This is a genomic window from Aeromonas allosaccharophila (genome assembly GCF_000819685.1).
GTDB classification, from domain to species: Bacteria; Pseudomonadota; Gammaproteobacteria; order Enterobacterales; family Aeromonadaceae; genus Aeromonas; species Aeromonas allosaccharophila.
In genome coordinates this window covers 39,280-51,165 of sequence record NZ_CDBR01000007.1, presented here as the reverse complement: position 1 = coordinate 51,165, position 11,886 = coordinate 39,280, and the positions used below count along the sequence as shown (strand labels likewise).

Here is an 11,886-nt window from a genome sequence, read left to right as displayed (position 1 = left end):
CCTCTCATGACACCTCCCCGCTTCAAAACAACACTGCTCGGCAGCGCTATCCTGCTGCTGTTGAGCGGTTGTGGCGCCGACGCCACCACGCCAGCTGCGCCGCAACCACCGCAACTGCGCGCCGTCCGGGTCATGACCCTGAAAGCCCCCGTCGCCACCCGCCAGCACACCTTCAGCGGCGTGCTGAAATCGGCCCGCACCACCGATCTGTCGTTCCGGGTACATGGAATGTTGCAGGAGCTGGTGGTGACCGAGGGGACACGGGTCAACAAGGGGGATCTGCTTGCCCGCCTCGATCCCCACGATTTCCAGGTCTCTGTCAGTCAGGGAGAGGCCCAGCTGGCCGAAGCCCGTGCGGCCCATCGGCTGGCGCGCATTGAGCTGCAACGGATCAGGCAGGCCACCGCCGACAACGCCATCGCCGATGTCAATCTTGATCGGGCCATCAGTGCCGAAGCCCGCGCCGGCGCGGCGGTCGAGATGGCCAGCCAGGGGCTGCAAAAAGCCCGCGATGCGCTGGCCTACAGCGAGCTGCGCGCCCCCTTTGACGGGATGATCGGCAAGCGACACATCGACAACCACGAGTTTGTGCTGCCCGGCGTCAAGGTACTGACCCTGCACCAGCCGGCGCGGCTCAATGTGGTGATCGACGTACCGGAGCGCCAGGTTGCCAAGATCACTCCCGGCCTGCCTGGCCGCCTCGCCTGGGGCCAGCGCCAGCAAAATATCGCGGTGACGGTGACCGATATCGCCTCCATCCCCGCCCCGCTCAAACGTACCTACGAGGTGACGCTCTCCCTGCCGCGGGATCAGAACAATCTGGTGGCAGGCAAGTCGGTCAATGTCACCCTCGACCTGCCGCAGCAAGCAGACACCCACCTCTTCTGTCTGCCCGCCATGGCGGTCAACAGTCAAGATCGCCAGTGGCATGTCTGGCGGGTAGATGCGGATCGGGTGGTCCGGGTGCCGGTGTCGCTTCATGGCCAGCAGCGGGATGCCCTCTGTGTCAGTGGTGAGTTGGCGACGGGTGATCAGCTGGTGGTGGCAGGCAGCGCTTTTGTCAGCGAGGGTGAACAGGTCGCCGTGATGGCAGATCGCGCGTTGGAGCAGGTGGCCAAATCATGAATCTCTCCACCTTTGTACTGCGTCAGAAGACCTTCGTGATCTTCTTCACCCTGCTCTGCACCCTGGTCGGGCTGGTCTCCTACTTCCAGCTCGGCAAGCTGGAAGATCCAGCCTTCACGGTCAAGAGTGCGGTGATCGTGACCCTCTATCCCGGCGCTGATGCCGGTGAGGTGGAGCGGCTGGTCACCGATCCCATCGAAACCAAGTTGCAGGAGATGGAACATCTGTGGAAGCTGCGCTCTCTCTCCCGTCCCGGCAGTTCGATGATCTTTGTCGATCTGCAAGAGCAGGTGAACTCGGCCGAACTGCCCCAGCAGTGGGATCTGCTGCGGCGCAAGGTCAATGACGTCAAGCTCTCGCTGCCTCCCCAGGCCCAGCTCACCATAGTGCAGGACGAATTCTCCGAAGTGTATGGCATGCTCTTCTCCCTCTATGGTGACAGTGTCGCCATGGCCGAGCTCAAGGATCACGCCCGCGAGCTGCAACGCCGGCTCAAGGCCATCGAGGGAGTGAAGAAGATACAACTGCACGGTATTCAGGAGCAGGTGATCAACATCGATGTCGATGATGAGCGGCTGGCGCAGGCCAACCTGACCACCCTGCAGTTGTTCGAACAGCTGGGTAGCCAGAACCTGCCACTGCACAGCGGCGATTTCACCATGGGCATCGAGCAGATCCGCGTCGAACAGGCCGGGGCATTCGGCAGTGTGGAGGATATCCAGAACCTCAGCATCAAGACCGGCATCAATGGTCTGGAAAGCGCCACCGTGCGGCTGGGTGATATCGCCAACGTCTACCTCGACTATCAGGATCCCGCCATGACCCTGAGCCGTTTCAACGGCCAGCGGGCGATCACCCTGGCAGTCAGCCCGGTCAACGGCATCAACGTGGTCAGCATTGGGGATACCCTCCGCCAGGAGTTGGCACAATTCGAAGCCACTCTCCCGGAAGGGGTTCATGTCGGCGTCGTCGCCTATCAACCGGAGGAGGTGGCCAAGTCCGTCAGCAACTTCATCATCAACCTGGCCGAGAGCGTGATCATCGTGGTGATCGTGCTGCTGATCTTCATGGGTTGGCGCAGTGCCGCCATCGTCGGAGTCAGTTTGTTGCTGACCATCCTCTTTACCCTGATCTACCTCAACCTGACCCAAGTTGATCTGCAGCGGGTCTCGCTCGGTTCATTTATCCTGGCGCTGGGCATGCTGGTGGATAACGCCATCGTCATCGTCGATCTCGTTGAGACCAAATTGCGTCAGGGGATTGCCCACAATCAGGCGGTGAGCGACAGCATCCGCGAAATGGCACTGCCGCTGTTGGCGGCGACCCTGATCGCCGCGCTGGGTACGGCGCCCGTGCTCTTCTCCGAGACCGATGCGGCCGAGTTCGCCCTCTCCATCGTGCAGGTGCTGTGCAGCTCGCTGCTGCTCTCCTGGCTCATCGCCATGACGGTCACCCCGCTGCTCTGCTGGTATTTCATTCCCGCACCGACCCAAACTGATGAGCCGATCCCGCCTTCACGGCTGGCAGCGCTCTACCAAAAAGCGGTCTGCTGGTCGGTGGACAACCCGGTCAAACTGCTGCTCGGGGTCGCCCCGGTATTGCTGCTGACCCTGGCGATCATCCCATTGCTGAAGGTCAACTTCATGCCCTCCTCCGATCGCCCCATGCTGTTTCTCGACTACTGGCTGCCCAACGGCGGGCGGATTGCCCAGACCTCTGCCGACATGCACAAGATTGAGCAGTGGTTGCTGCGCCAGCCACAGGTGACCAGCCTCTCCAGCCATATCGGCGAGAGTGCCCCCCGTTTCTCGGTCACGGTAGAGCCGGAACCCTTCGACAGCAGCTATGGCCAGATCCTGATCAACACCCGCAGCTATGAGGATATTGCCACCCTGACGGCGGCAGGCGATGCCTGGTTGCAGGCCGAATTTCCCTACGCCGAGCCCAGATTCCGCCCGCTCAAGCTGGCCACCAAGGACAAATTTGCCATCGAGGCACGCTTCGTCGGACCGGATCCACAACAGCTGCACCGGCTCGCCAATGAGGCCAAACGGCGGCTGGCCGCCAACCCTCACCTCATCTATATCAGGGATAACTGGCGCCAGGAGAGCAAGGTGCTGGTACCCCTCATCAATCAGGATGCGGCGAGGATCGCCGGCATCAACCGCGCCGACATCGCCAACGCCATTACCCGGGCAACCGATGGCAGCCTGATTGGCCAGATGCGCCGTGATGATGACCTCATCCCCATCAAGCTGCGCAGCAGCAATGCCAACCTGGCCCAGTTTGACAATATTCCGGTGCGCTCCCTGCTCGGCAGCCACAGCGTGCCGATGGGACAGGTGGTCGATGGCATCGAGTTCAAGGGAGAAGAGAGCATGCGTTGGCGCTACAACCGCCAGCCTGCCATCACGGTGCAGGCAGACGTGAGGGGCGATACCCCCTCCAATGTGCGCAAGGCGATTGCCCGCGAACTGGAGGCGATTCCCCTGCCCCCCGGCTACACCATGGCGTGGGGCGGTGAATATTATGACGAGAAGCGCTCGGTCGATGATCTGATGACCCAGACCCCCAAGGCGATGGTGCTGATGACCATCATTCTGGTCGCCATGTTCAGTGCCTACCGTCAGCCGTTTATCATTCTGGTGACGCTGCCGCTGGCCTCCATCGGCATTGTCTGGAGCCTGTTGCTGCTGGACAAACCGTTCGGCTTTATGGCGATTGTCGGCATGATCTGCCTCAGTGGCATGATCATCAAAAACGGCATAGTGCTGATCGACCAGATCGAACTGGAGCGCAAAGGGGGCCGGGCTCTGGCTGACGCGGTCAAGAGAGCGACCCTCAACCGTACCATGGCCATCTCGATGGCGGCGCTCACGACAGTGCTCGGGATGATCCCGCTGCTGACCGACCGGCTGTTTGATCAGATGGCCGCGACCATTGTTGGCGGGCTCTCTGCCGCCTCCTTCCTCTCCCTCTTCGTGATGCCAGCCCTCTATCAGCTGCTCTATCGGCGCGAAGCGCAAGGCGCACTCATCCCTTCCCGCAGCAAGGAGCCATGCCATGACTGATCTTCGACTCACCCTGGTGGCCACGGCTCTGCTGCTGGCCGGTTGCAGCATGACCCCTGACTATGAGGTGCCACAGGTGGCCGTGGGGAATGTCTATCTCAACGCCAGCCGTGCCGAGGGGATCAGTGAGGCCAAACCGGAGCCCGGACGACTCTGGTGGCAACAGTTCAATGATCCGCAGCTCGATCGGCTGGTCATGGCGGCCCAGCAGCAGAATATCCCCATCAGGATGGCCAGCGAACGCATCAAAGCGGCGCAATCCTACCAGGCCGCGGTCTCCTCGCTGAAGGTGCCCACCATCGCCATCAACGCGGGTTATATCGATATGCGGTTGAGCGAAAATGGCCCGCTAAGCGGCCCTGCCGTTGCCGAGTTCACCTTGCCGCCTCAACTCGGGGGGAGCAGTCTCAGTGTGCTGGATCGTGATAACCAAACCCATCTGGCCAGTGCCACCATCGGCTGGGAGGCAGATCTGTTTGGCCGGATCGATGCCCTGAGTCAGGCGGCCAGCATTCGGGTAGCGCAAGCCGAACTGCTGCAGCGCAATCTCACTACTCTGATGACCGCCGAGGTGATCAACAACTATCTGCAATACCGCGCCGCCGGGGAGCGCGTCACCATCACCAGACAGATCATCGCCGAACAGCAACAGGTGTTGACGCTGGTGCAGTCGCTGCATCGTCATGGCTATGGCTCCGAGCTGGATCTGGCCAATGCCCGCGCCGCCCAGGCCGCGACAGAGGCCATGCTGCCGATGCTCGACAGTGCGCGCGCCGCCCATCTCGGCCGGCTGGCCATCCTGCTCGGAGAGAGCACAACGCAGACCCGCAACCGGCTCGGCGAGGGCTCGCTGCCACAGATGTCGGGCCTGATCCCGGTGGGGTTGCCCTCTGAACTGCTGAACCGGCGCTTTGATATCGCGCTGGCCGAGCGGGAGATGGCAGCACGCAACCAGCAACTGGGCGCCGCCATCGCCAACCGCTATCCGAAACTGGTATTGACCGGTACCCCCGGTGTGTCGGCCAGCGATCTCGACGATCTGATCTCCTCCGGTTCAGTGGGCTGGTCCCTCGGCGCAGGCATAAGCTGGAACCTGTTCGATGGTGGGCGGGGAGCCGCCATGGTGGATCTGCAACAAGCGGGGTTCAGGGAGTCGGCCCTCGCCTACCAACAGGTGGTGAATGGCGCCTTCAACGAGGTCGATACGGTGTTGAGGGCCTATGCAAACAGCCAGCAGTATCAACAGTTGATCGCCCGGGCCGACGATCAGGCTCAGATAGCCGTCAACAAGGCGACCAGCCTCTACCGGGCGGGGCTCGAGAACCACCTGAGCGTGCTCAATGCCCAGCGTGTCAGCAACAACCTGCAGGATGCCCGGGTACAGGCCCGCCTCAATACCGCCACCACAGTAGTGCTGCTGCACAAAGCATTGGGTGGCGAGTGGCGAGTGCCACAGGACGCGCCTCAAGAAGATGAGGCGTTAACAGAAGAGGCGACATAGCAATGAGCCCGGCCAATTGGCCGGGCTCATTTTTTTTCAATCAGCACCCTGTTGCTCGCAAGGAGAGGGTCACAACAGCGCTCTGAGCGCCGCCATGGAGTCCACCACGGCCACAGGCCCGTGACGACCGAGGGCATCACGACTATCCACCCCCCAGGTGACGCCAATGCGCGGCATGGCGATCGCCTCGGCCATCGCCATATCGTGCACGGAGTCACCGATCATCACCGCCTGCCGGGGTGACAACCCCAGCTCGGCCAGGATCTGCTCAAGCATCAACGGATCGGGTTTGGAATTGGCCTCATCGGCGCCGCGACTGGTAACAAACAGCGGGCGCAGTCCGGTCTCATCCAATACCCGATCCAGCCCGCGGCGTGATTTGCCGGTGGCGACCGCCAGTTGCAGCCCCTGTGACTGCCAGTCATGCAGCAACTCACCTGCCCCGGCGAACAGCGGGCTGGGGGTGGCATCGTGCAGATAGTGATGACGATAGCGATCGATGAGTGCGGCAATCAGGCGCTCATCGCTGGTAGCGCCACTGTCACTGCATAAGGGGAACAGACGGGACATGGCGACATCGAGGCTCAATCCGATGATCTGCCGGATCCGGGCTGGCGTAGGCACCGCCAGTTCACAATCTCTGGCGGCTCCTTGCACACAAGCAACGATCCGGCCCACCGAATCCATCAGGGTACCGTCCCAATCGAAAATGGCGAGCCGGATATCTTGCATTAGTGCGCCAACTTTTCCAGGAAACCGTCAAGCTCGGGTGCAAGGGGGGCTTCCACCTGCATCTCGCGACCATCGGCCGGATGAGTGAAGCTGAGCTTCCAGGCATGCAAAAAGAGCCGTTTCAGTCCTTGGCTGCGCATTTTCTCGTCAAACGCCGCTTCACCGTACTTATCGTCACAGGCGATCGGGTGACCGGCATGCAGGGTATGCACACGGATCTGGTGGGTACGGCCGGTGATGGGGCTGCACTCGACCAGGGTCGCTTCGGCAAATTGACGCACGATGCGGAACCGGGTTTCGGAGGGCTTGCCATCGGCACTGACCCGCACCACCCGTTCACCGGATTGCAGATCGTTCTTGCGCAGCGGGGCGTTGACCACCTTGACGTGGGCCTGCCACTTGCCACGCACCAGCGCCAGATACTGCTTGCGCATGGTCTTGACGCGCAGCTGTTCATGCAGGCTGCGCAGGGCGCTGCGCTTCTTGGCAACCAGCAGTACGCCGGAGGTATCGCGGTCGAGGCGGTGCACCAGTTCGAGGAAGCGGGCTTCCGGACGCAGGGCGCGCAGTCCCTCGATGACGCCAAAGCTCAGACCGCTGCCACCGTGCACGGCCATGCCGGAGGGCTTGTTCAGCACGATCATGGCATCGTCTTCGAACAGGATCTGACTCTCCAGACGCTGGATAACCCCGAGGTTGGCCGATGGCAGCTCATTTTTTTCGGCAACACGTACGGGGGGTACCCGCACCTCGTCACCCGCGCAGAGTTTGTACTCCGGTTTGATGCGCTTTTTGTTTACCCGCACTTCGCCTTTGCGAAGGATGCGATAGATCAGGCTCTTGGGGACGCCCTTTAGCTGAGTCTTGAGAAAATTGTCGATGCGCTGCCCTTCATGCTCAGCTTCGATGGTGAGCAGCTGCACTTGTTGTTGTATCTGTGTCATGGCGCGGATTTTAACACTGCCAGCGCCCCTTGGCTGCATGGTTTGTTGAAAAATGGCGCCTTGCTATAAAAGAGGTTTAAATGGGATAATAAACAAGGTTTTGTCATTGTGTTCAAGCCTTGTACTAAGTGGCCAAAAAGTATGCCACCCAATCCCGAAACACCGTGTATACAAGAACATGACGGTTCCCGGGTGCGAGGTACAACGCATGGAGAACACAAACATTACCGTTTATTTGTCTCCATTTCGGCATCCTTATTCATCCCTTCTCGAGAAGTGATGACCAGAGCGCCCTTAGTTTGCGCCTCATGCATACCCCAACCGGGAGGTTGCCCCAGTATGCTGAAGACCCGAGGCCGGCGCCGGCAGGACCCCAGATGGAGGAAATCAAAATGACACAATAATGAGAACTCAATGAAAAGAATGCTTATCAACGCAACTCAAGAAGAGGAGTTGCGCGTAGCGCTGGTTGACGGACAACAGCTCTACGATTTGGATATTGAAAGTCCGGGACACGAGCAGAAGAAAGCGAACATTTACAAGGGTAAGATCACCCGCGTAGAACCCAGCCTTGAAGCTGCTTTTGTTGACTACGGCGCCGAGCGCCACGGTTTCCTGCCGTTGAAGGAGATCGCCCGCAATTACTTCCCCTCCGGTTACTCCTATCAGGGTCGTCCCAACATCAAAGAAGTGGTCCGTGAAGGTCAGGAAGTTATCGTCCAGATCGACAAGGAAGAGCGTGGCACCAAGGGTGCAGCCCTCACCACCTTTATCAGCCTGGCCGGTAGCTACCTGGTGCTGATGCCCAACAACCCCCGTGCCGGTGGTATCTCCCGCCGTATCGAGGGTGATGAGCGGACCGAACTGAAAGAAGCCCTGAGCGGATTGACCGTGCCGGAAGGCATGGGCCTGATCGTGCGTACTGCCGGTGTGGGCAAGTCTCCGGAAGAGCTGGAGTGGGATCTGAACGTTCTGCTCAACCACTGGGACTCCATCCACAAGGCGTCACAAGAGCGTACCGCTCCCGTGCTGATCCACCAGGAAAGCAACGTGATCGTGCGCGCTATCCGTGACTATCTGCGTCGCGATGTCGGTGAGATCCTGATCGACGATCCGGTGATTTTCGAACGCGCCAGAGCCCATATCGAGCTGGTTCGCCCCGATTTCCTCAACCGTGTGAAGCTGTACAAGGGTGAAGTTGCCCTGTTCAACCACTTCCAGATTGAGAGCCAGATCGAGTCAGCCTTCCAGCGTGAAGTGCGCCTCCCCTCCGGCGGCAGCATCGTTATCGATCCGACCGAAGCCTTGACCTCCATCGATATCAACTCCTCCCGCGCCACCAAGGGCGGCGATATCGAAGAGACTGCGCTGCAAACCAACCTGGAAGCGGCCGACGAAATTGCCCGTCAATTGCGTCTGCGCGACTTGGGCGGCCTGATCGTTATCGACTTCATCGACATGACCCCGGTTCGCCATCAGCGCGAAGTGGAAAACCGTCTGCGTGAAGCGGTGCATCAGGACCGAGCCCGCATTCAGCTGGGCCGGATCTCCCGTTTCGGTCTGCTGGAGATGTCTCGCCAACGTCTGCGTCCCTCCCTCAACGAGTCCAGCAGCCATATCTGCCCCCGTTGCCAGGGTCAAGGGGTCATCCGTGACAACGAATCCCTCGCCCTGTCCATCCTGCGTCTCATAGAAGAAGAGGCCATGAAGGACAACACCGAGCAGGTTCACGGCCAGGTGCCGGTGGATGTTGCCGCCTATCTGCTTAACGAGAAGCGTGCCGCCATCGCCAGTCTGGAACAGCGCAATGATGTGCGTGTTTACATCATTCCGAACCAGCACCTGGAAACCCCGCACTACGAAGTAACCCGCATTCGTCAGAACGAGATCCCGGAAGCGGCCAGCTACGAGCTGAAAACCGAAATTGCCAAGCCGACCTACCAGCCGAAACAGGCCCAGGTGATCGAGCGTGAGCAACCGCTGTTGCAAGGCTTTGCCCAACCGGTACAACCGGCCCCTGTTGCCCCGCAACAGCCGGTGGCGCCCGTTGCTGCAGCCCCTGCCGAAGCCGGTTTCTTCAGCAAGCTGATCAAAGGCATTAGCGGCCTGTTCAGCAGTGATAGCGCCCCTGCCGAAGTGAAAGCGCCCGCCGAGAAACCGGCAGCGCGGGAAGCTCGCAAGGATGAAGGTCATCGTCACCAGCGTGATGAGACCCGCGCCCGTGGCCAGCGTCCCCGTCGTGACGACAATCGCAACAACCGCAACACTGCGGAAGCTGGCGAGAAGCGTGAAGGTGGCAACCGCGAAGCCGGTGAAAACCGCAATCGCCGTCCCCGCAAAGAGCGTGAGCCCCGTCAGGAACGTGAAGCCCGTAGCGAGACCCGTGGTGAAGTGCGCAGCGAACAGCGCATGGAACGTGAACCTCGTCAGGAGCGCGAGCCTCGTGAACCTCGTCAAGAGCGTGCGCCACGTCCGGCCCGTGAACCGCGTGCTCCCCGTGAGCCGCGCGCCGAGGTCGTTGTTGAAGCGGTAGAAGCCGTTGATGCAGTCACCATCGAGCCGCGTCAGGAGAAAGAGCAGAAAGTGGCCGAGCGCCGCGAACGTCGCCAACTGCGCAAGCAGATCCGCGTCGATGTCGCCGCAGCTGACACCCCTGCCCTGCCGGTTGACGATGCAGCAGTGCAAGCTGAGGTGATCGATGCAGTGGGTAACGAGCAGGAAGAGCAGAGTGAAGGGCAACGCCGTTCACGTCGCACTCCGCGTACCCAGCGTATCGAAGGCCAGCGTCGCAAGCGCATCAACGAAGATGCCCGCAGCCAGCGTGATGAAGAGCAACCAGCAACAGAAGGCCAGCTCACTACCGCTGCCCAGGCTGATGCAGCCAAGGTAAAAGCCGAAGAGCCGGTAGTACCTGTGGTCACCATCCCGAGCGCGGAAGCCATTGCTGCCGCCCTGCAGGCCTCTTCCGCGCTGACCGAGCACGTCGTTGCTGAAGCCATTGCCGAAGAAGCTGCCGAGCAGGCCACTGCCCTGGTTGCAGCAACTCAAGCCGATGTTGCTACCAGCCCGGTTGTTGAAGCTGTCGCTGAGGTTGTCGTTGCCTCAGAGCCAGAAGTAGCCGTTGTCGCTGCGCCGGTTGCCGAAGTGGTCACCGCCACCGTGGTTGAAACCGCACACGTTGTTGAAACGGCTCCGGTTGTTGAAGAAGCACCTGCCGTAACAGCTCCTGTTGTGGAAGCCGCACCTGTCGCCGCTGTTGTCGAAACACCAGCACCTGCTGCTGTCATCGAAACCCCGGCTACCGTGGCTGCGGTTGTGGTGGAAGAGGCGCCGGTCGTCGCCAAACAGGTAGTACACGGTGCTGGCTTGCTGGCTCGTGCTCGCAAGGCATCAGCGCCGATGGCAACGCCTGCCGAAGCCCCTGCCCTGCCTGCTCGTGAGCCGGTTAACCACCCGCCGCTGGTACGCAACGAGGTGAGCACATCCGGTCGTCATGGTGGTAGCACAGCTGCCGTCAACGTGGCTACCAGCCCTGCTGGTCGTCCGTAACCGATCCGGGTTAGCCCATTAATCAAAGCCACACCAATCGGTGTGGCTTTTTTATTACTCTCTTCCCTATTCTCTTATAGATACAGCCCCCCTCGGCTAGACTCACGCGCTACCTTTGTTCGCTGTTCCCAGCTCTCACTCGTGCTTGCGCTTTGAATATCCCCGAGAGCGCCTACTCAAAGCGCTCATGTTCAGCATCATGCCAATTGATATTGTTAGTGCAGACTCTCCTCTTGTTTGTTGGCATACAGCAATCATTCGGATGACCGTTTTAAAGATTGAATTCAATGAAACCATGCATGACGGCAGACTTGGTGGTGGTTGCTGTTTGGTCTAATCATCCCGGACACCATTTTAGGTGGTACAGTCGCCACCAGACCAATTAAAAGAGCAAGCTCCCATCACCTTGGTCTGCTGTGCTTTCGGTGTTCCAACATCCTGTTTTTACGACTATCTGGCTCGCAAGCGGACGATTAACCGTGAGCGGATACAGCAACGCAGCGAGTTGCGCCGGTCATACTTGGCGGGTCGCCGGCTGGGCGATGTCTGACAAGCCTGATGCAGAGTTGACAATAAAAGCACTGGAGATGGCCTATCAGCAGCGGGGTTGTCCATCCGGTGTGTTGTTTCACTCCGACCAGGGTAGCCAATATGGCAGTCGGGCATTTAGGCAACGACTGTGGCGCTATCGCATGACCCAGAGCATGAGTCGCCGTGGTAATTGCTGGGATAACGCACCGATGGAGCGATTGTTCAGAAGCCTGAAGTCAGAGTGGCTCCCGGCAACGGGATATATGGGCCTACGGGAAGCGAAGCGGGTACCTGATAGATTACTACAACTGGCAGCGTCCACATCAACACAATGACGGGATGCCGCCAGCAAAAACCGAGGATCGGCCTAACCAAGTGTCCGGATTTAGTTGACCACTACAGCCGTCGGTAGAGATTGAAAGGCTGCTTATTT

General features: G+C 60.0%; 6 protein-coding genes and 1 pseudogene. 5 read left to right on the top strand and 2 right to left on the bottom strand.

The features are described from left to right. Positions 1-6 precede the first annotated feature (6 nt). The 3 genes from BN1115_RS01595 to BN1115_RS01585 are packed head-to-tail and all read left to right on the top strand — an operon-like array spanning position 7 to position 5,697. Positions 7-1,125, top strand: coding sequence for an efflux RND transporter periplasmic adaptor subunit (locus BN1115_RS01595; RefSeq protein WP_042655780.1), 1,119 nt, complete (start codon positions 7-9; stop codon positions 1,123-1,125). After that, positions 1,122-4,196, top strand: coding sequence for an efflux RND transporter permease subunit (locus BN1115_RS01590; RefSeq protein WP_042655779.1), 3,075 nt, complete (start codon positions 1,122-1,124; stop codon positions 4,194-4,196). The genes BN1115_RS01595 and BN1115_RS01590 overlap by 4 nt, the downstream gene beginning before the upstream one ends. Next, positions 4,189-5,697, top strand: coding sequence for an efflux transporter outer membrane subunit (locus BN1115_RS01585; protein ID WP_042655778.1), 1,509 nt, complete (start codon positions 4,189-4,191; stop codon positions 5,695-5,697). Before BN1115_RS01590 ends, BN1115_RS01585 begins: the two co-directional genes overlap by 8 nt. 69 nt (positions 5,698-5,766) lie before the next feature. Here BN1115_RS01585 and BN1115_RS01580 read toward each other — a convergent pair whose 3' ends face one another. After that, entirely contained in the window at positions 5,767-6,429 is a 663-nt protein-coding gene (locus BN1115_RS01580; protein ID WP_042655777.1) for an HAD-IA family hydrolase, read from the bottom strand. Then, positions 6,429-7,373 carry a 23S rRNA pseudouridine(955/2504/2580) synthase RluC gene (gene rluC / locus BN1115_RS01575; protein ID WP_204356693.1) on the bottom strand — a complete coding sequence of 315 codons (945 nt, stop codon included), beginning with the start codon at positions 7,371-7,373 and terminating at the stop codon, positions 6,429-6,431. The genes BN1115_RS01580 and rluC overlap by 1 nt, the downstream gene beginning before the upstream one ends. Before the next feature lie 414 nt (positions 7,374-7,787). On the opposite strand from rluC, the gene rne reads away from it, so the two are divergent. Beyond that, positions 7,788-10,922 carry a ribonuclease E gene (gene rne, locus BN1115_RS01570; protein WP_042655776.1) on the top strand — a complete coding sequence of 1,045 codons (3,135 nt, stop codon included), beginning with the start codon at positions 7,788-7,790 and terminating at the stop codon, positions 10,920-10,922. Positions 10,923-11,437: 515 nt separating this feature from the next. Continuing rightward, a pseudogene (locus tag BN1115_RS21375) lies at positions 11,438-11,846 on the top strand (DDE-type integrase/transposase/recombinase); the annotation flags it as partial. Positions 11,847-11,886: the final 40 nt, after the last annotated feature.